The 17,909-nt window shown below is 70.6% G+C and carries 18 protein-coding genes; 13 read left to right on the forward strand and 5 right to left on the reverse strand.

Annotated features, from left to right (window positions below):
• Positions 1-39 precede the first annotated feature (39 nt).
• Together ACFU95_RS22960 and ACFU95_RS22965 are read left to right on the forward strand one after the other, a co-directional pair.
• Positions 40-624 carry a short chain dehydrogenase gene (locus ACFU95_RS22960; RefSeq protein ID WP_383830605.1) on the forward strand — a complete coding sequence of 195 codons (585 nt, stop codon included), beginning with the start codon at positions 40-42 and terminating at the stop codon, positions 622-624.
• A 181-nt stretch (positions 625-805) separates the two neighbouring features.
• Positions 806-1,165, forward strand: coding sequence for a GNAT family N-acetyltransferase (locus ACFU95_RS22965; RefSeq protein WP_383830608.1), 360 nt, complete (start codon positions 806-808; stop codon positions 1,163-1,165).
• Positions 1,166-1,257: 92 nt separating this feature from the next.
• On the opposite strand, the gene ACFU95_RS22970 is transcribed toward ACFU95_RS22965, so the two are convergent.
• Positions 1,258-3,303 carry a spermidine synthase gene (locus ACFU95_RS22970; protein ID WP_383830611.1) on the reverse strand — a complete coding sequence of 682 codons (2,046 nt, stop codon included), beginning with the start codon at positions 3,301-3,303 and terminating at the stop codon, positions 1,258-1,260.
• Positions 3,304-3,654: 351 nt separating this feature from the next.
• On the opposite strand from ACFU95_RS22970, the gene ACFU95_RS22975 reads away from it, so the two are divergent.
• Complete coding sequence (locus ACFU95_RS22975; RefSeq protein ID WP_383830614.1) at positions 3,655-4,203, forward strand: DUF1062 domain-containing protein; 549 nt, start codon at positions 3,655-3,657, stop codon at positions 4,201-4,203.
• Positions 4,204-4,322: 119 nt separating this feature from the next.
• On the opposite strand, the gene ACFU95_RS22980 is transcribed toward ACFU95_RS22975, so the two are convergent.
• Positions 4,323-4,826 (reverse strand): PaaI family thioesterase, encoded by a 504-nt coding sequence (locus ACFU95_RS22980; RefSeq protein WP_383830617.1) that lies wholly within the window; start codon positions 4,824-4,826, stop codon positions 4,323-4,325.
• 92 nt (positions 4,827-4,918) lie between these two features.
• On the opposite strand from ACFU95_RS22980, the gene ACFU95_RS22985 reads away from it, so the two are divergent.
• Positions 4,919-5,386 (forward strand): winged helix-turn-helix transcriptional regulator, encoded by a 468-nt coding sequence (locus tag ACFU95_RS22985; RefSeq protein ID WP_383830620.1) that lies wholly within the window; start codon positions 4,919-4,921, stop codon positions 5,384-5,386.
• Between the two features lie 213 nt (positions 5,387-5,599).
• On the opposite strand, the gene ACFU95_RS22990 is transcribed toward ACFU95_RS22985, so the two are convergent.
• Positions 5,600-6,067: a MarR family transcriptional regulator gene (locus ACFU95_RS22990; RefSeq protein ID WP_383830623.1), complete on the reverse strand. Its 468-nt coding sequence runs from the start codon at positions 6,065-6,067 to the stop codon at positions 5,600-5,602.
• A 132-nt stretch (positions 6,068-6,199) separates the two neighbouring features.
• On the opposite strand from ACFU95_RS22990, the gene ACFU95_RS22995 reads away from it, so the two are divergent.
• The 3 genes from ACFU95_RS22995 to ACFU95_RS23005 all read left to right on the forward strand — a co-directional run bounded on the left by ACFU95_RS22995 (position 6,200) and on the right by ACFU95_RS23005 (position 8,228).
• Positions 6,200-6,982, forward strand: a complete 783-nt coding sequence (locus tag ACFU95_RS22995) for an ArsR family transcriptional regulator (protein WP_383830626.1) — start codon at positions 6,200-6,202, stop codon at positions 6,980-6,982.
• Positions 6,979-7,356, forward strand: a complete 378-nt coding sequence (locus ACFU95_RS23000; protein ID WP_383830629.1) for a VOC family protein — start codon at positions 6,979-6,981, stop codon at positions 7,354-7,356. The genes ACFU95_RS22995 and ACFU95_RS23000 overlap by 4 nt, the downstream gene beginning before the upstream one ends.
• A 98-nt stretch (positions 7,357-7,454) precedes the next feature.
• Complete coding sequence (locus ACFU95_RS23005; RefSeq protein ID WP_383830632.1) at positions 7,455-8,228, forward strand: DinB family protein; 774 nt, start codon at positions 7,455-7,457, stop codon at positions 8,226-8,228.
• Here ACFU95_RS23005 and ACFU95_RS23010 read toward each other — a convergent pair.
• Positions 8,150-8,767: a TOPRIM nucleotidyl transferase/hydrolase domain-containing protein gene (locus ACFU95_RS23010; protein ID WP_383830635.1), complete on the reverse strand. Its 618-nt coding sequence runs from the start codon at positions 8,765-8,767 to the stop codon at positions 8,150-8,152. The two genes, ACFU95_RS23005 and ACFU95_RS23010, sit on opposite strands and share 79 nt — an antisense overlap.
• A 194-nt stretch (positions 8,768-8,961) precedes the next feature.
• Between ACFU95_RS23010 and ACFU95_RS23015 the strand changes: the two genes are divergently transcribed.
• The 3 genes from ACFU95_RS23015 (at position 8,962) to ACFU95_RS23025 (ending at position 12,385) form a co-directional block, all read left to right on the forward strand.
• Positions 8,962-10,380, forward strand: coding sequence for an MFS transporter (locus ACFU95_RS23015; RefSeq protein WP_383830637.1), 1,419 nt, complete (start codon positions 8,962-8,964; stop codon positions 10,378-10,380).
• Positions 10,377-11,549, forward strand: a complete 1,173-nt coding sequence (locus ACFU95_RS23020; RefSeq protein WP_383830640.1) for a PP2C family protein-serine/threonine phosphatase — start codon at positions 10,377-10,379, stop codon at positions 11,547-11,549. The genes ACFU95_RS23015 and ACFU95_RS23020 overlap by 4 nt, the downstream gene beginning before the upstream one ends.
• A 173-nt stretch (positions 11,550-11,722) precedes the next feature.
• Positions 11,723-12,385, forward strand: a complete 663-nt coding sequence (locus ACFU95_RS23025) for a hypothetical protein (protein WP_383830643.1) — start codon at positions 11,723-11,725, stop codon at positions 12,383-12,385.
• Positions 12,386-12,454: 69 nt separating this feature from the next.
• On the opposite strand, the gene ACFU95_RS23030 is transcribed toward ACFU95_RS23025, so the two are convergent.
• Positions 12,455-14,047 (reverse strand): alpha/beta hydrolase, encoded by a 1,593-nt coding sequence (locus tag ACFU95_RS23030; RefSeq protein ID WP_383830646.1) that lies wholly within the window; start codon positions 14,045-14,047, stop codon positions 12,455-12,457.
• Positions 14,048-14,348: 301 nt separating this feature from the next.
• Between ACFU95_RS23030 and ACFU95_RS23035 the strand changes: the two genes are divergently transcribed.
• From ACFU95_RS23035 to ACFU95_RS23045, 3 genes are all read left to right on the forward strand, one after another.
• A complete protein-coding gene (locus tag ACFU95_RS23035) occupies positions 14,349-15,143 on the forward strand; it encodes an SDR family NAD(P)-dependent oxidoreductase (protein WP_383830649.1) in 795 nt (264 codons plus the stop codon).
• Positions 15,144-15,555: 412 nt separating this feature from the next.
• The gene (locus tag ACFU95_RS23040; RefSeq protein WP_383830652.1) at positions 15,556-16,650 is read left to right on the forward strand and encodes a glutamate--cysteine ligase; all 1,095 of its coding nucleotides are present in this window, start codon (positions 15,556-15,558) and stop codon (positions 16,648-16,650) included.
• A 104-nt stretch (positions 16,651-16,754) separates the two neighbouring features.
• Positions 16,755-17,894, forward strand: coding sequence for a GDSL-type esterase/lipase family protein (locus ACFU95_RS23045; RefSeq protein ID WP_383830815.1), 1,140 nt, complete (start codon positions 16,755-16,757; stop codon positions 17,892-17,894).
• The last annotated feature ends 15 nt before the right edge of the window (positions 17,895-17,909 follow it).

Here is a 17,909-nt window from a genome sequence, read left to right on the forward strand (position 1 = left end):
CCCGGGGCCTTGCCGGACGTCGCTGGCATGATCGGTGGCATGAAGGTACTTGTGATCGGGGCGACCGGAACGGTCGGCACTGCCGTCGTCGGCGCGTTGGAGGCTTCCCATCAGGTCGTCAGGGCCTCACGCAAGGGCCCGGTGAAAGCCGACCTGGACAACCCGGCCTCCCTGGACGCGCTCTTCGCCGAGGTGCCGGACCTCGACGCGGTGGTCTGCTGCGCTGCCGGCGGCCCGCTGGTGGACCTGGTGGCGGCACCGGACGACGAAATCACCGCCGCGGTGCGGGGCAAGCTTCTGGGGCAGGTCGCGCTGGCCCGGCGCGCCGTACGCCACCTGCGCGACGGCGGCTCCGTCACACTGACCGGAGGTACCTTCCCCGCCCCGCTGGCCGGTGGTTCGCTGGGCGCCCTCATCAACGCCGGACTGGAGGGCTTCGTCCGCAACGCCGCTGCTGAACTGCCGCGGAATCTGCGGATCAACGTCATCAGCCCGGGGTGGATCAAAGAGACCCTGGAAGGCATGGGCATGGACCCGGCCGGCGGTACCCCCGTCACCGAGGTCGCCCGTGCCTATGTGGAGGCGGTGGAAGGCGCCGCACAGGGCCAGACCATCCATCCCTGACTGCTGGACGGGACGGTTAGGATCGGGAGCCCACCCCCCCGTCAGAGCTGGGATCTCCGTGTCGACCGGACAACACCTCCCCGCCGTCCGACCTGCGAACGGGGCGGACCTCGATGATCTCCAGGTCCTCGCGCGCCGCACGATCGACGCCTGTTACCGCACGTTCCTCGGTGCGGAGAGCGTGGACTGGTTCATCGGCAGCGGGGCTTCGGACGCTCACGTCAAGAGCCGTCTGGAGAAGGGCGGCGTGCGCTGCCTCAGCCTGGAAGGCCGGGTCATCGGCCTCTCCATCCTCGATGGGGCCACGATCGACCTGATGATGATCGACCCGGATCATCATCGTCGAGGGCTTGGCCGGCTCCTGCTTCGTGATGCGGAGGAAACGCTTCTCGCCCGGTACGCGGCCATCCGGCTGGAGAGCTTCGCGGACAACACCGTGGCCAACTCGTTCTACGAGGCGTGCGGATGGCGGCACGGGGATCGGCTGGAGGGCGAGGGGCCGACCAAGGTCGAGTACGTCAAGAAAGCGAGAGGCGACTGACGGCTGACGGTGACTATGTCGACCATGCGATGTCTGCCCTGTTGACGACGGCGCGGCGCACCGCGACAGGGCAGACGTCGCCCGATCCGGCACTAGCTCTTGACGGCCACCGTCTCGTCCGGCATCCGTGTCGGCGGCCCGCCCGGACCACGCCCGGCGAAGCGCATGGCGACACACGCCCCCAGGTACAGCAAGGCGACGATCAGCAGCAGAGCCTGATAGCCCGTCATCAGGGCCAGGTACTCGAGCGCGCCCCCGGTCAGCGCGCCCAGCAGGTTCGCGCCGAACGCCGATGTCGGGTCGGGGGCCAGCGCGAGGCGGTCGGAGAAGATGAGGTTGGCGCAGAAGATCGGTGCGAAGGCCAGGGCGATGGCGGCGGCGAGCCTGCCCGCCGGCGGCAGTGACAGCACGGCCTGCACCGGAACCAGCCAGGCCACGGCGAGTGAGCCGAAGAGCATGAGCTGGAGTACCAGTTGGTTCACCCGCCGCAACCTGCGCCGGACCTCGACCGCGGCGAGGACGGAGAGCAGGACACCGAAGAAGACGAGCGCGTTGACCAGCCAGGTAGTACCGAAGTACAGCGCGAAGCCGATCACGTTCTTCGTTTCGAGCAGCATGAAGGCCGCGCCCAGCAGGAACATGTCGGTGTAGCGGAGTGTGCTGCGGATTCGGACCCCGGTCAGGCGCACCGACAACAGCGTCACCAGCAGGATCGCACCCAGGGCGCCCAGGTAGATCGTGGGAATGCTCCGGTGCAGCAGGTAGGGGAAGGGATGGTCGTCGGTCGCGGCCGCCGGGACCGGGCCGCTGGGCTCCCAGATCTGCTTGCAGGACTGGTCGGCGGGGGTCATTCCGGCCACCAGCACGGCCGCGTTCCGCTTGAACGTCGTCATGCAGGGCGGGTGGCCGTACAGCTTGTCCAGGTCACCGGCGAACCGGTCCACCAGCCAGCTCTTGCGATAGTAGTTGTACATGGCGAACGCGCCGTCCGGCGTCAGGTGATCGCGGGCCGCCTCGAACGCCTGCCGCGTGAACAGGTAACTCTCCAGCCGTAGGTTGCTCGCGCCCGACACCAGTGTCAGAGAGTCCGGCAGCGCCAGGATGATGAGGTCGTACTTGGCCTTCGTCCGCTCCAGGAACGCTCGTCCGTCGTCGATGTAGACATGCACCCTTGGGTCGTCGTACGGCCTGGCCGGGTGCAGGTCCGCACCGATCTCCTGGAGGCGGGGATCGATCTCGACCGCGTCCACCCGCTCCGCTCCGTGCGCCAGCGCGACCGCGACGTCATTGCCGTTGCCGGCCCCGATGACCAGCACGCGCTTGTGCGGGTTGCGGGGCGTCTGGTCGTACGCCTGCCGGTAGGGCGAGTTCTCCCGCATCAGCACCGGCAGTGGCGCGGTGCTCTGGTGGGGGACGCCGTTGGCCGAGATGTAGTAGGTCCGGGTGGTGGTCGGCGATTCCTTGAGCTCGATCTTGTAGTACGGCGACCAGGACACGCCCGCCGTGGTCGACTCCAGGAACAGCGCGGCGACCATCGCCGTGAGGGGGATGCCGTACAGCAGTGTGTTGCGGCGCCCGCCGAGGACCAGCAGGGCCACGGCGGCGAGTACGCCCCACGCGACCGAGGGGGCGCGGAGCCAGGACAGCGCGGCGAAGGAGACCGAGCCGGTGATGCTGCCGATGAGGTCGTAGCGGTAGGCGTCGAGCGAGGGAAGCTGGCGGAAGAGGTCGGCGGTGATCTTGCCGATTCCGGCCATGATCACCGCGGTCAGCAGGAAGATGGCCGGCAGCGTCACCCACTGGGGCAGGCCGGTGGTCTTCACGGCGGTGAAGTAGATGACCTCGCTGCTGCTCTGGCGCACCTGCACCGGATAGGTGCGTACGAGGATGACCAGCAGCGCGAGCGGGATCGGCGTCCAGCGTTTGAGCCACTGTCCGCGCTCGGCGGGGATCAGGAACCCGATGCCGATGCCGAGGAACGATCCCAGCAGGATGAAGTTCGAGAAGTAGCTGAGGTGGACGACATTGGCGCCCGCCCATCTGATCAGCGCCAGCTCGACGAAGAGCATGGTGGTGCTGGCCAGCACGAGCCTCCAGCGCACCGAGGTTTCTGATTGCCCGGTTTTGGTCAGCTTCATGACGGTTTACGGTGCCAGTTTCAGGTCGGTGAGTCGAGATGCCTTGCCGGTGTGCACCGCGGACATTGATGAGCGGTCAGCTCACGAGCCGGGTGCGCTCCGACCTGGTCGGGGCTGTCTCCCACGCCCGGCACGGCCGTTTGTGGCCGCCACCTCGTCGGAGAGGTGCCCCGAAAACCACTGGAGCGGCGCCGTCGTGCGCCTCTACTGTGCTGCCGACCCAAGTCGTCTGGTCAAGGACGTGCCGTTGTACACCCTGTGAGACCTCCCGAGCGCTGATCTGTCGCGCGTCGCGTATGTGCGCCGCGCTGCCTTTTGCTGCGGACTTCTCACTGAAACCGGTGTACTTCTGTGCTCAAAACCTGGGTGGTCGCGCCCACCTGCCTGCCGCTCGTCCTCCGTCGTTGCCACGCGTGTGCGTCCGAGAGCTTCCGGGCGAGCGGCAAGTTCCGCGTCAACGCCCACCACAAGCTCATCGACGCCTGGCTCCTCGTGCTCTGTACCGCTTGCGGGGAGACGGCGAAGCTCACGGTCCTGGAACGGATGAACGTGCGTTCCGTACGACCTGAGCTGCTGGACCGGCTGCATGACAACGACCTTGGTCTGACCGCTGAGTTGCTCCAGGATCCGGTCGTGCGGCGCCGTAATCGCATAGCCCTCGACTGGGACAACGCGTGGCGTCTCGACACCGGCGGATCGGATCACCTGGACCGCGAGGTGATCGACGTCTCGGTCCGTTTCGCGGCTCGGATCCCGGTCCGGCCGGTGCGGCTGATCGCCGAAGGCTGCGGTCTTTCGCGGGCCGAGGTCGAGAGGCTGATCGCGGAGGGGAATCTCGTCTCGGCGGTCCGGCTGAGCGGCAAGCTCTCCGGCGACTTCACGTTCACGCTCAAGCGCTGAGCGCTCCGAGCTGAGCGCTCCCAGCCGACCGCTCCGAGCCGAGTGCTCCGAACGGATCCCCCCAGAGCCGGGAGCCTGTCCGGGCATGATCCCCGCACCTGGCTCCCGGCGCCCGCCCCTCAGGCCGTAGAGGCGGCGGGCACCGGGAACAGCATGCAACTGCTCGTGGCGTGGGCCAGCAGGCGGTCCTGCGCGTCCAGCAGCCTGGCTTCGGCGAGTGCCGTCTGCCGGCCTCGGCTGACGACCGTTCCGACGGCCCGGACCCTGCCCGTGTCCGCTGTGATCCGCTTCAGGAACTTCACGGTCAGGTCGAGTGAGGTGTACCCCATGCCGGCCGGGAGGGTGGACTGCACGGCACATCCCGCCGCCGAGTCGAGCAGGGTGGCGTAGACGCCGCCGTGCACGCTGCCGATCGGGTTGTAGTGCTCCTCGCCCGGCGTGATCGAGAAGACCGCCCTGCCCTCGTCGACCTCGTCGAGTGTGAAGTCGAGGGTCGCCGTGACGGGCGGCGCGGGCAGCAGGCCGGCCCGCATCTCACGAAGGAAGTCCAGGCCGGAGGTCCGCCCCGCGGCGGCGGCGGTGATCGAGGGGTCCTCCCACTCGTACGTGCGTGTCCGTCCCATGGTGTGGCACCCTCCCGGCTGACTTCGTCGACTGAAGCTAGCTCGCGGCCCACCTGGCTGTCAAAGGTGAAGCCAGCGCTTAGCATGGTGGGATGGAGTGGCTTGAGGTCAGCACGGACAACTGTCCCGTCCAGCGCACACTGGATCTGGTCGGGGAGAAGTGGACGCTGCTGATCCTGCGGGACGCCGCCGGCGGCGTACGCCGGTTCGACGACTTCCGGCGTCATATCGGCCTGTCGGAGGCCGTCCTGAGTGATCGGCTCCGGAAGCTGACCGCGGCCGGCGTCCTGAGGACCGTCGCCTACCGGGAGCCGGGCAGCCGCTCCCGCAACGAGTACCGGCTGACCCGCAAGGGGTGGGACCTGTGGCCCGTGCTCGTCGCTCTGCGCCAGTGGGGCGACACGTACACCCCGGATCCCGAGGGTCCGGTCCTGGACATGCGCCACGCCGAGTGCGGGGCGCCGGTCCGCGTCGTCGTCGAGTGTGCCGGGGAGCATGCCGCCCTGACCCCCAGGGAGGTCTCGGCCCAGCCGGGCCCCGGCGCGCGCCGTCGGGTGTGAGGCGCCTCGCACGGGGCGGGCTCGCACAGGGAAGGTATGCGGTCCGGGACTCGGCGGCGATCGTAGGCGTGCTCAGGTGTCGCGTCACGCGAGTGCCCCTGTAGTGGTGCGACCGACGGATGGGCGCCGGGGTGCCGTCCATGGCAGCGCGGTGTCCTTGGTGCGGTCTGCGGTCTGCGGTCTACTCTCACCCGGCGACCTCGGTGCCCGCTCTCAGTCGGGGAGGTCGCCGTCGCCGCCCAGGTTGGCGACCATGCGACGCAGGACGTTGATCGTGGTGACGAAGTCGGCCGTGGAGACGCCTTCGTGCGTCTGGTGATGCACGCGGAGGTTGCGCTCCCTGGCCCGGATGCGGCCGGCCTCTCCGGTCTCGGTCAGTGTCATGGCCCCCGTGGCGTCCTCCGTCAGCCATCCGCGAGCGACGAGGTCGTCGAAGACGCCGGCGAAGTCGAGGCCGAGGTCCTCGTACTTGGCCAGCCGCTCGATCAACGTCGTGCGGGTCCATCTGCCCGGCTCGCCGGCGACGTGGTTGAGCGTCCACCAGTGCGGCTGCGTGAGGTCCTCCACCGCCAACTGCGCACGGAGAGCGCCGACCACCAGCCGGTACGCCTCACCGCTCCACGCGCCGATGGGCTGAGCCGCCAGCACTTGCCGCGAGTACTCCTTGAGCGTCACGTCCACGCACCTCCCGTAAGCGATCACCAGAACCCGATCACCGTAAAACCTCAAGTCAACTTGAGTTCAAGGGGCTTCAAGCGGTCGTCCGCGCCTTTGGGAAAGCACATCAATTTCAGTTGATGTATTCTGGTGGTCATGGTGTCCTCCGGCGATGCCGCTCCGGCGTTCGTGCGACTGGCCGCTCACCCGCTGCGGTGGCGGTTGCTCACCGAGCTGGCCGTGAGTGACTACCGGGTCCGTGAACTGGTGGAGCGGGTCGGTCAGCCGCAGAACCTGGTCTCGTACCATCTGCGGCTGCTGCGCGGCGGCGGGTTGGTCACCGCCCGGCGCAGCAGTTTCGACGGTCGTGACAGCTACTACCACCTGGATCTGGAGCGTTGCGGGCACGGGCTCGCCGATGCCGGTCTCGCCCTGCACCCCGCGCTGGGATTCGATCCCGCTCCCTCGCCGCCGTACTCCACACCGCTGCCTGCGAAGTCCGCCGTGCTGTTCGCCTGTACCGGCAACAGCGCCCGCTCGCCGATCGCCGAGGCACTGCTGCGGCACCGCACCAACGGTCAGGTCGAGGTGACCAGTGCGGGCAGTCACCCCAAGCCTCGCCTTCACCGCGACGCGGTGCGGGCGCTGCGCGAGAGCCATGGCATCGACATCTCGCATCGGCGTCCGCGGCACCTGGACACCTTGGCCGGCCGCCGGTTCGGCCACGTGATCAGTCTGTGCGACAAGGTCCGCGAGGTCTGTCCCGACTTCGGCGACCACCCCCGGCTGGTCCACTGGAGCATGCCCGACCCCGCCGGCGTCGGCGGCGAGGACCCGGTCGGCTACCCCGCCTTCGTCCGCACGGTGGCCGAGATCGACACCCGCGTCCGCTACCTGCTGCCGGTGCTCGCCCGCATTCCACAGGAGGTCAAGCCGTGACAACGCCCGAGCAGTTCGCCAGTGTCCGGTACCTCGTCGACGACGTCGAGGCGGCCGTCGACTTCTACACCACCCACCTGGGCTTCACCCTCCGCAGCCACCCTGCCCCTGCCTTCGCCGACGTGGTGCGCGGGCCCCTGCGGTTGCTGCTGTCCGGACCGGCCAGCTCCGGCGCCCGCGTAACCCCGAGCGGCACCGGACCCGGTCGTAACCGCATTCACCTCATCGTCGATGACCTCGAAACCGAGATCGACCGGCTCCGCGGTGCCGGACTGGCCTTCCACAGTGATGCGGTCTCCGGCCCCGGCGGACGTCAGATCCTGCTTGCCGACCCCGCGGGCAATCTCATCGAACTGTTCGAGCCCGCCCGCTAGTTGAAGCGTGGTACCAGGGGTCGCGCCCCCGAGGCCGGGTCGTTGGCTTGGGTCTGGAGCGCAGCCTCGTGCGAGACGCGACGGTGAAGGAGGCCGGCATGGCGCCGGAGGGACTACGGACGGACCGACTGGGCGTGCTGGTCGACCAGTTCGACCGTGCCAGGGAGATGGCCCAGGTGCGCCTGACGGGGCTCGGCGACGACGAGTTTCTGTGGGAGCCGGTGCCCGGTTGCTGGTCGGTCCGACGCCGGGGCGACGCGGTGACGCCCAGGGCGTTCGGGCCGGGGGAGTGGGTGCTCGACCAGGGCGGTGCGGAGATTCCGGCCAGTGAGTACGCCGAGGTCGCCCGGCAGGTCGCCGGCGGGATGACGGTCGCCAAGGTCGCCGAGGACTGGGGTGTGAGTGTCGAGCGGGTCGAGCAGGTCCTCGCCCACACCGGTCCGCCGGAACCCGACGAGGCACCGGTCACCACGATCGCGTGGCGGCGGGGGCATCTTCACTTCTGCCTCGCGGGCGGATGGGAGTGGACCTTCGGCGAGCGGCGCCGGGAGCCCAAGCTCCTCGTGGACTTCACGCCCTGCGCCGCGCCGGCACTCGAACGGTTCTGGGCGCTGACCGACCGCTGGCGAGACAGTGTCGCCGCCGTGACCGACGAGCAGCTCGACACGGTCGGCTTCTCGCAGTACCCGTACGGATCCGACCCCGACGAGCCGTTCATCTCGGTGCTGTGGGGGGCGAACCTGGAGTTCATTCACCACATGGCGGAGATCGCGCTGTTGCGCGACCTGTGGCGTCACAGGCTCGCGAGCAGATTGTCGAGGGGAGCCGGGACCCGCTCCGGGGCGAGTGCCTCGACGAGGAGACGGCCGTAGCGGATCTTGCGGCCCCTCTTCGTACCGAGGAAGCGCCGCATCTGCTGCTCCGGGGGTCGGCCCTGCTGTGCAGGCTGGCGCACGAAGATCTGCCAGGCCAGAAGATCGCCCTCAGCCTCGACGATCTCCTCGACCCGCGGCACGCCCAGGGCGCGGATGAGTTCGTCCTCCAGGTCCGTCACGCACACGAAGAATCCATGGCGCGGCACACGGGCCCGTTCAAGGCCGCGGTCGTAGAAGCGCTGCTCGCCCTCGTCGCACAGTCCGGCGAGGCGCAGCCCCAACCCCGGCGGCCCGAGGAGGCCGACGTAGCGGCCGATGCTCATGGCCCCGCCCATGGGCATGGCGCAGACCCCCTCGGACGGAAGGTCCCGGCCACGGCGCGCGGCCAGCGTCTCGACGGCCGCGAGGTCGCTCGGCCCTTCCAGCAGTACGGCGGTCCGCACGCGCAGCCGCTCGGCCAGCTCAGTGGCCGGTTCACCGGAGCTGCCCGCGGCCCAGCTGGTGACCGCGTCCCGGAACGCTCGCATGTCCGCCATGGGGCCGATTCTGCTCCTGCGGACGCGGACGCGACACGGTGTTTTCCGCGGGCGCGCTCCTGGGCGGGGGGAACGGTCGGGCTGCGGTCCCCACGGGGTCGGCCGAGAATGGGCAGTGGATGGCATGTCCGGCCCGCCCACGACGCCACGACGCGACGAAGCCGCGGCGGCGTCGGCCCGAGAGGAACGTGCTCATGCGCGCTGAGTCTTCGCCGGCCGCGCGGACGGGAGCCTTCATCGCGGTGGCGGTCGCGCTGTTCTGCATCCAGCTCGACTTCTTCGCGCTGAACCTGGCCGTCCCCGGAATCGCCGACGAGTTCGGTGTCACCCCGGCGGCCGCGCAGTGGACGCTGTCCGCGTACATGCTCGCCATTGGCTGCTGCTTCATCGTGGGCGGCCGCGTGGGAGACGTTTTCGGGCGCCGGGGCGCCCTGCTCGCCGGGATGGCACTGTTCGCGGCCGGGTCAGTGGGCTGTGCGCTCGCGCCGGGGCTCTGGCTGCTCGTCGCGGCGCGGATCGTGCAGGGCGTCGGGGCGGGTTTCGTCTTCCCGGTGTCGGTCTCCGTGATCACCAACGCCTTCCCGGACACGACCCGGGCACGGGCGCTGGGAGCGGCGTTCGGGATCGCCAACGTGGGCACGGCGCTCGGCCCGTTCGTGGGCGGCGGCTTCACCGAGGGGCCGGGCTGGCGCTGGATCTTCTGGCTCCTCGCACCGTCGAGCCTGCTGGCGCTGATCGTGGCGTACGTGTACGTCCCCGACTCCCGCGATCCCACGGCCCCACGTCAGCTCGACCTCACCGGCTGCCTGACCGTCGTCTGCTCCCTCGCGGCGCTCACGCTGGCCGTGGAGCGGGGCAGCGCCTGGGGCTGGGACCACGCCCGCACGCTCACCCTGCTGGCGATCGCCGCCGTGGCGGCCGTGCTGTTCGTGCGGCGGGAGCGGCGGGCCCGGCATCCGCTCATCGATCTGCGGCTCTTCCGCAACACGCCCTACGTCCTGGTGACAGGCGCCGGAACCGTCACCAACATGGGCTACGCCGTCACCGTCTTCGTCTCCACGCTGTACCTCCAGCAGGTGCGGGGGCTGTCACCGCTCGACGCGGGCGTGGTCTTCCTGGCGCCCGCCGTCCTCGTCGCGCTCAGCGGGCCGCTCGGCGCCAGGCTGTCCCCGCACATGCGGCCGACGGCGGTGATGGCGCTGGCGGGGGCCGTCGCCGGTACCGGCATGATCGCACTCACCCACGTCACCGCCTGGTGGCTGTACGTTCCGGTGTTCGCCTGGTGCGGACTGGGCCTCGGCCTCGGCTGGACCTTCGCCAGCGTGGCCACCCAGCAGGTCGTTGCCCCCGAACGGGCCGGGGAGGCCTCCGGCGTGCTCCTGACCTTCCTCGTCACACTGGGCGGCGTGGCACTGGCGGGTGCCGCGGCCGCGATCACGGCGATGGTGCCGGAGCGTTCGCCGGAGGCCGCCTATGACACGATCCTGCGCTTCGGCGGCGCGGTGATCCTGGCGGCGTCCGTCGTCGTCATGGCCGTACGCCACCGGCTCGTGGCCCTCGGCCGGGTCCCGCCGCTCGGCTCGCGTACGTCACGTGACGGGCGGTTGCCATGAGCGGCCAGAACCCGCGCCCCGAACTGCGACCGCCCTCCCTGCGCGGCTGGGTGTGGTGGCTGCCGTTGGTCGCGGTCGTCGTCGACGTGCTCGCCGAAGTGATCGTCGGGGGCCGTGAACCGGTGAGCTTCATGCTCATCGCGGTGCCGCCGCTGGCCGCCGCGACACGTGGCCCACGAGGCACGGCCATGTCGGCCGTGGTGTGCCTGGGCCTGCAGATGTGGATGGCCGCACGGCGCCCCGGGCACTTCGACGAGCAGCACCATGTCGCCATGTACATCGCGACGGCCCTCATCGGCGTCGCCAGTGTCGCGTTGGCCCGGCAGCGGGAGCGGGCCCGGCAGCATCTGATCCGGGCCAACTCGGTCGCGGAGGCCATGCAGCGGACCCTGCTGCGTCCCGTACCGCGCAGGCTCGGCCCGGTGCGCGCCGCGGGGTTCTACGAGGCGGGGGAGGGCGGCACGCTCGTCGGCGGGGATCTCTACGACGTGTGCGAGACGCCCTTCGGGGTGCGGGCGATCATCGGCGACGTCCGCGGCAAGGGGCTGGACGCGGTCCAGACGGTCGCGGCGGTGCTGGGCAGCTTCCGGGTCTCGGCGCACGAGTGGCAGAGCCTGAGCAGTCTGGCCGAGCGGCTGGAACTCAGCATCGCCCGCAACAGCCCGGCCGGCGACGACGGCGACCCCGAACTGTTCGTGACCGCACTGGTGCTGGAGTTCCCGCCGGACGGCGGCGAGGTACGGATCGTCGACCGCGGCCACCCCACGCCCCTGGTGGTCGGCCCGCACGGTGCCCGACGGCTGGTCACGGCGCCCGGACTGCCGCTGGGGCTGGGCCGGCTCGCGCCGGACGGGGTCGACACGACGGTGCACGCCCTGCTGCCTTCGGAGGTGCTCGTCCTGCACACGGACGGGGTGAGCGAGGCGCGCGACGCGGACGGCGTCTTCTATCCGGTCCAGGAACGGCTCGGTGAACGCTTCTCGGGGGAACGCTTCATCCGCCCGGAGACCGTCGTGTCCTTCGTACGGACCGACGCGGAGCGCTGGGACGCGCAGCCGGACAACGACGACCGCGCCGTCCTCGCCCTGTCCCTGGAGGCCACGGCATCTCCGCGACAGGACACGGGGGATACCGGCGCCGTCGTCCGGAAGTCGCCTTACCGGCAATGAAATTGACTGTTCATCATTTTTGAAAATCAAATACAACTTTGCGAGTTCTTGGTGTAGCTCCGCCGTCGATTACGTGAGCCTCGTGGGCATCACACGGTGACTGCGGCCCCTGCCGTAACAGGGGCCGCTGTTCGCCGACCCCCCACGTACGGTGAGAGGCAACAACGATGACGATGAGCCGCACACTGCGGTACGGCGGCCGCACGCTGGCGTTGACGGCGTCCGCGCTCGGGACGCTCGCGGTGACTGCCGTGCCCGCCGCGGCCGACGATCAGCCCACCGCGGAGCAGATCGTGGCCGACTGCGCTTCCGGAGCAGGCAAGTGCAGCTTCAACTCCCCGGAAATCGGCCAGGCTTACCTCGGCAAGCCCCGCCAGGTCTCCGAACTGCTCTACAACTGCACGGCCTCGCCCGCCTCGCAGTCGATGTCGTGGGCCGACACGGTGGGCTCCTCCCACTCGGTGGGCGGATCGGTCACGGTCGGCGGCGGTATCGAAGGCATCATCACCGCCAGTGTGACCGCCACGTACAACTACACGTGGCAGAGCTCGCACACGGAGACCAGCACCTTCACCGTGACCGTGCGGCCCGGAGAAGTGGGCTGGATCTCCCGCGCCCAGGTGATGCAGCAGATATCGGGCACCTGGCAGACCCACTACGACGACCCCAAGTGGGGCCACTACTACTGGTTCGTCCCCGACGTCGTCACCGGCCCCGCCCCGAACGGCACGGACGGCAAGCACAACGCGGTCGTGGTCGAGTCCCGCAAGATGACGGCCGACGAGAAGAAGCTCTGCTCCACCGGGTCCACCAGGAACGACGTCTTCACCCGGTAGTCGCCGATCCGGCCGGCCTGCGCGAGGGTCCCGGCCTCCGCGGGAGTCCCGACTCACGACGCCGCCACGTCACGACGTGGAGCGGGAACGCTCGCAGGTCACATCGCGTCGTGGCAGCTCACCTGTGGCGAGGTAGGCGTTGACGGTGCCGTCCACGCAGGCGCTGCCGAAGACGCCGTACACGGCGTGCTGGTCCGCGTCGCGCAGGGTGAGCAGCCGGGAGCTGGGCCACGCACGGCGTACCGCGGCAGCGCTCCGGTACGTCGTGCGCGGGTCTCCTGTCGCGTTGACGAGGAGGGCCGGCAGGTCGTCCCGGATCACGGTCGGCCGCTCGCGCGGTGTCTCCCAGTAGGCGCACGGCCCGACGGAATGCGTGACCGGGCCGAACAGCGCGTCGCGCGCCCGTGCCCGCTGGACGTCGCGCCAGTAGACCTCCTCGTCGCGCGGCGCGGCCCCGTCACCACACAGGATCGCCGTCTGCACGCTGCCGTAGTGCGAGTCGGACGACGTCAGCAGAAACGTGAGCGTGTCGGCCAGCCACGGCGAAGGGGTGACCGTGTGGCCGTCCGAGGCACGCCGCAGGTCGCGCACGGCCTCCGCGAAGGCGGCGAAGGCAGGGGCGTTGTCCTGCGAGAGGCCGTTGAAGACGACGAGGGGCAGCACGTGCGCGTCCACCCGGTGGTCGCCCAGCCGCACAGGGGTGCGGGCGACCGCGGCCTGGACGCGGCCCACGGTGGCCAGCACCGCGTGCCGGGTGCGGCCCAGGCCGTACGTCGTGTCGCGGGCGGCGGCCCAGGCGGCCCAGTTGCGCAGGGCGTGCCGGTTGGCCGGTTCCGTGCCGCGCAGCAGCCGGGGCCCGTAGCGGCCGGGGTCGACGACCCCGTCGAGTACGACCCGGTCGACGCGGCCGGGGAACATCGTGGCGTACACCGAGCCGAGGTAACTCCCGTACGAGTACCCGAGATAGGAGATCCTGCGCTCACCCAGCGCGGCGCGGACGACGTCCATGTCCCGCGCGGTGTTCCGGGTGCTGACGTACGGCAGCACAGCGCCCTCGTGCGCACGGCAGCGCCGGGCGAGCTCCTCGGCGAAGACCGCCATGCGGTCGAACCCGGCCCGGTCGGTGCCCGCGCCGCGGAACGCGGAACCGGTGGGCCACTTGCAGTCCAGCGGGGTGCTGCGGCCGACGAAACGGGGGTCCACTCCCACGACGTCGTAGCGCGCGCCGACATCCCTCATCGCCTTGCGCACCCATGGCGGATCGCCGAGCGTCTGCCCGCCGGGCCCGCCGCCGTTGAGCAGCAGGGGACCGACGCGGTGTGCCGTGTCGGTGGCCCGGATCCGGGAGATGGCGACGGTGATCGTACGTCCGCCGGGATCGTCGTAGTTCAACGGGACGCTGACGTCGGCGCATCGGGCACCCGCCTGCTCCAGCTCCTTGCCGATCGCGTCGCCCGAGCCCCGTACGCAACTCGTCCAGTCGAGGCGCTGGTGGTGATAGCGGGCGAGGGGGTCTGGGGGCGCTGCGGCGGAGGCGGGTAAGGCGGTGACCGCGAGTGCGCCGACGACGGACAGGGCAGTCGCCCCTGCGCCCCACACGGAGGTCCGAGAACGCCTGTACCGCTCGGGGGAGTTGGCAGGGCGCAAGCCGAATCCGGCCATGGGCGGTGTTCCTTTCGCGGGGGCGGTCGCGCGGGGTGGGTCCTCGCGCCATCACGCTAGGCACGGGCGGTGCCGCGCTCCATCCGGCAGGCAGGCGGTTCTGAGGTGGGGAGATCCCCAGCGAAAGGGGAGGGGAGGTCCCGACATCGGCGGACACCGTTCCCTTTGTTGCTTGCGTACGCCTGATGCAGGTGGTTGCATGCAGAGCGCGTGTGCAACTGATTTGCTGGGTACCCGGCGATCCAGTGCGCCGGGCGATACGCGCAGGGCGAGAGGGCACAGGAGAGAGGGGCTGCCAGGCATGCAGATCGATCTGAGGGGCCGTACCGCCCTGGTCACCGGTTCCACTCAGGGCATCGGCGCGGCGATCGCCGCCGGTCTGGCCCGCGCGGGGGCACGTGTCGGCGTCAACGGCCGTAGTGCGGAGCGGGTGGAGCGCAGCGTCGCCGAGCTGGCTCAGGAGGTGCCTGGAGCGTCATGGGTGCCGGTGGCGGCGGACGTGACCACGCGGGAAGGTGCGGACCGGGTGGCCGAGATGCTGCCGGACGTGGACATCCTCATCAACAATCTCGGTGTCTTCGGTGCCGCCGACCCGCTGGAGATCAGCGACGAGGAATGGCGGCACTACTTCGAGGTGAACGTGCTGTCCGCCGTACGGCTGACGCGGCTGTTCCTGCCGGGCATGACCGAGCGTGGCTGGGGGCGCGTGCAGTACATCGCCAGCGACTCGGCGATCGTCACCCCCGCCGAGATGATCCACTACGGCATGTCCAAGACGGCGCTGCTCGCGGTCAGCCGGGGGTTCGCCAAGCAGGCGGCCGGCACGGGCGTGACGGTGAACTCCGTCATCGCCGGTCCCACCCACACGGGCGGCGTGGAGGACTTCGTCTACGAACTGGTGGACCGCGGTGTGCCCTGGGACGAGGCCCAGCGCGTCTTCATGCGGGAGCACCGCCCGCAGAGCCTGCTGCAACGGCTGATCGAGCCGGAGGAGATCGCCCACATGGTGGTCTACCTCAGCTCTGATCAGGCCTCGGCCACCACGGGCGGGGCATTGCGGGTGGACGGCGGGTACGTCGACTCCATCCTGCCCTGACGGGTGGTGAGCGGTGCGGGGGAGATCGACGCCGTCTACCTCCTCGGGCCTCCAGATGCGGGCGGCCGGTGTCGAGGCCGAACCGGCCTCCTGGTCCGTGACCGGGGCGAACTCGGCGAGGCCGAGAGCTGGTTCTGCCGGTCGGCCGAGGCCGGCAACCCGGTCGCGGCCGGCAATCTGAGGAGTCTCCGGTCCGAGCGCGAACGACGGTGGTGGCGCCGCCGCTGACCGGGCTGGTCGGCGACGCGTGCCGTGAGCCCCCGACTGTCCCATGGTTTGTCCTGCCGTGGGCGCGGCTACTCGGGGAGCCATGTATGTGCCGCCTCGCGCGGTGATCATCGCTGGGTGAGGTGCGTCGGTCCGACGCATCGGGAGCCGGCCCGGCAGCCGGGCGGAAGTAAGAGGGCGGTCGATGACGACGATCGGCGTGGAAGAGGAGTACCTGCTGCTCGACCCGGCCACCGGCCTGCCGGTGGCACAGGGGGGCGAGGTGCGGGTCGCGGCGGGCCTGGGGCGCCTCGCGGCCGACCGGGAGGTGCAGCGTGAGCTGCTCCAGTCGCAGGTCGAGGTGGCCACCCCCGTGTGCGACACGCTGGAGGAGGCCGGGGGACACCTGCTGCGACTGCGGCAAGCCGTCGCCGTGGCCGCCGAGGACCACGGCTGCCGGGTCGCGGCCTGCGGGGCCTCGCCCCTGCGCCGCGGTCGTCCCGTGGCCGTCACCGACGAGGCCCGTTATCGCGCCATGGTCGCCAAGGCGCCCCAGCTGGTGGCGGAACAGCTGGTCAACGGCATGCACGTACACGTCGCCGTGCCCGGGCCCGAGGAAGGTGTGCAGGTCCTGAACCGGATCCGGGCATGGCTGCCGACGCTGACCGCCATGTCCGCGAACTCCCCGCTGTGGGACGGCCAGGACACCGGCTTCGCCAGCTGGCGCACGGTGATCTTCAGCCGCTGGCCGGTCAGCGGCATGCCCCCCTTCTTCGCCGACGCCGCGGACTACGACCGGCGCGTGCAGCGACTGCTGGACGCCGGACTGCTCGCCGACACCGGGCAGGTGTACTGGCAGGCCCGCCTGTCGCCCCGCTATCCCACCGTCGAGATACGGTGCGCGGACGTCCAGCTGAGCGCGGACGAAGCGGTCGTGCTCGCCGGAATCATCCGCGCCCTGGTGAAGACCGCTCTGACCGAAACGGCAGCCGGGGACCCCGTGCCCGACCACGACCCGGAGCTGCTGCGCGCCGCCATGTGGCACGCAGCCCGCCACGGACTCTGTGGCACGCTGGTCGACCCGGCCGGGACGTCTCGCTCCGCCCGCGACATGCTGCACCAGCTCCTCGGGTACGTCGCTCCCGCACTCGACGCATCCGACGACACCCGGCAGGTGACGGCCTTGGTGCACCGCCTCCTGCGCAACGGGACCGGCGCCGAGCGCCAACGCGCCGCGCTCGCCGACGGGGGCCTCCAGGCGGTCACCGACCTGATCGGCGTCCGGAGCGCCGTGCCGTGACCGTGGGACGGGGTGCTGGTGTGTCAGGGTGAGGTGGCTGTGGGGCAGGTGCGGGAGCCCCGGAGCGGGAGTCACGGGGCGGGAGTGGAGTGGTGACGGTGGGGATGCGAGTGGTTCCGCTGGTGGGCGGGCCGGTGGAGCTACGGGGTGCGCTGGACGTGGAAACCACACAGGCGGGGATCATGCCCCGCCGGTTGCCCGCGTGGACCAGGGAGCAGTACCAGGACCCGTCGGTCTACGGGGTGACCCTCATGCCGTCGGGGGTGCGGCTGGTGTTCCGCACCGACGCGCGTGAACTGGAACTCGACGTCCTCACCTCCACCGGCCAGCTCGACACCGACCCTCACCCGCGCCCGACCGGAATGCTGGAACTGCTGGTGGACGGAGCCCTGGCCGGACGTCGACAGGCCCCGCTGGGCAATGTCCTGCGCATGGCGGGCCCCGGGAAGTCCCAGCGACTGATCCCGGGCGAGCCGGGGACCGTACGCTTCGCCGGTCTCCCCGCGGGCCTGAAGACCGTCGAACTGTGGCTGCCGCAGCAGACGCCCACGGAACTGGTGGAACTGCGCGCCGACGGCCAGGTACTGGCACCGCAGGCGGACGGCCGGCGCCGCTGGGTGCACCACGGCAGTTCCATCAGCCACTGCATCGAGGCGGACGGCCCGACCGGAACCTGGCCGGTGGTGGCCGCAGCGCTCGGCGGTGTGGAGGTGATCAACCTCAGCCAGGCGGGCAACGCGCTGCTGGACCCCTACGTCGCCCGGACGATCCGTGACACGCCCGCCGACCTGATCAGCCTCAAGGCAGGCATCAACATCGTGAGCCTGTCCGCCTTCCGGCTGCGGACGTTCGGACCGGCGGTCCACGGATTCCTGGACACGATCCGGGACGGACACCCGGACACCCCGCTCCTGCTGGTCTCCCCGGTGAGCTGCCCGGCCCTGGAGGAGACACCCGGCCCGACCGCGACGGACCCGGACGGGAGGATCACCGCCCTGGGCGACCCGGCCGACGTGGACCGCGGGGCACTGACGCTGACGGTGGTCCGTGCCGAACTCGCCCGGATCACGGCAGCACGGCAGGCGCACGATCCGCACCTGCACTACCTCGACGGACGCGAGCTGCTCGGCCCGGAGGAGACGGACGACCTGGCGGACGGCCTCCACCCCACCGCCACCGCGTACCGCCGGATGGGCAAACGATTCGCGGCCCACGCCTTCGCGGACGACGGCCCCTTCCACTGACGGGACCGGCGCGGC

Origin of the sequence: Streptomyces sp. NPDC057623, from assembly GCF_042800355.1 — a bacterium.
Lineage (GTDB): Bacteria > Actinomycetota > Actinomycetes > Streptomycetales > Streptomycetaceae > Streptomyces.

Excerpts from the sequence above, each read along its gene's own strand:
- ACFU95_RS23045 (WP_383830815.1), top strand. The coding sequence starts at position 16,755 with ATGCGAGTGGTTCCGCTGGTGGGCGGGCCGGTGGAGCTACGGGGTGCG.
- ACFU95_RS22995 (WP_383830626.1), top strand. The coding sequence starts at position 6,200 with ATGGTGTCCTCCGGCGATGCCGCTCCGGCGTTCGTGCGACTGGCCGCT.
- ACFU95_RS22980 (WP_383830617.1), bottom strand. The coding sequence starts at position 4,826 with ATGGGACGGACACGCACGTACGAGTGGGAGGACCCCTCGATCACCGCC.
- ACFU95_RS23005 (WP_383830632.1), top strand. The coding sequence starts at position 7,455 with ATGGCGCCGGAGGGACTACGGACGGACCGACTGGGCGTGCTGGTCGAC.
- ACFU95_RS22985 (WP_383830620.1), top strand. The coding sequence starts at position 4,919 with ATGGAGTGGCTTGAGGTCAGCACGGACAACTGTCCCGTCCAGCGCACA.
- ACFU95_RS23035 (WP_383830649.1), top strand. The coding sequence starts at position 14,349 with ATGCAGATCGATCTGAGGGGCCGTACCGCCCTGGTCACCGGTTCCACT.
- ACFU95_RS23020 (WP_383830640.1), top strand. The coding sequence starts at position 10,377 with ATGAGCGGCCAGAACCCGCGCCCCGAACTGCGACCGCCCTCCCTGCGC.
- ACFU95_RS22970 (WP_383830611.1), bottom strand. The coding sequence starts at position 3,303 with ATGAAGCTGACCAAAACCGGGCAATCAGAAACCTCGGTGCGCTGGAGG.
- ACFU95_RS23030 (WP_383830646.1), bottom strand. The coding sequence starts at position 14,047 with ATGGCCGGATTCGGCTTGCGCCCTGCCAACTCCCCCGAGCGGTACAGG.
- ACFU95_RS23010 (WP_383830635.1), bottom strand. The coding sequence starts at position 8,767 with ATGGCGGACATGCGAGCGTTCCGGGACGCGGTCACCAGCTGGGCCGCG.
- ACFU95_RS22960 (WP_383830605.1), top strand. The coding sequence starts at position 40 with ATGAAGGTACTTGTGATCGGGGCGACCGGAACGGTCGGCACTGCCGTC.
- ACFU95_RS23015 (WP_383830637.1), top strand. The coding sequence starts at position 8,962 with ATGCGCGCTGAGTCTTCGCCGGCCGCGCGGACGGGAGCCTTCATCGCG.
- ACFU95_RS23025 (WP_383830643.1), top strand. The coding sequence starts at position 11,723 with ATGAGCCGCACACTGCGGTACGGCGGCCGCACGCTGGCGTTGACGGCG.
- ACFU95_RS23040 (WP_383830652.1), top strand. The coding sequence starts at position 15,556 with ATGACGACGATCGGCGTGGAAGAGGAGTACCTGCTGCTCGACCCGGCC.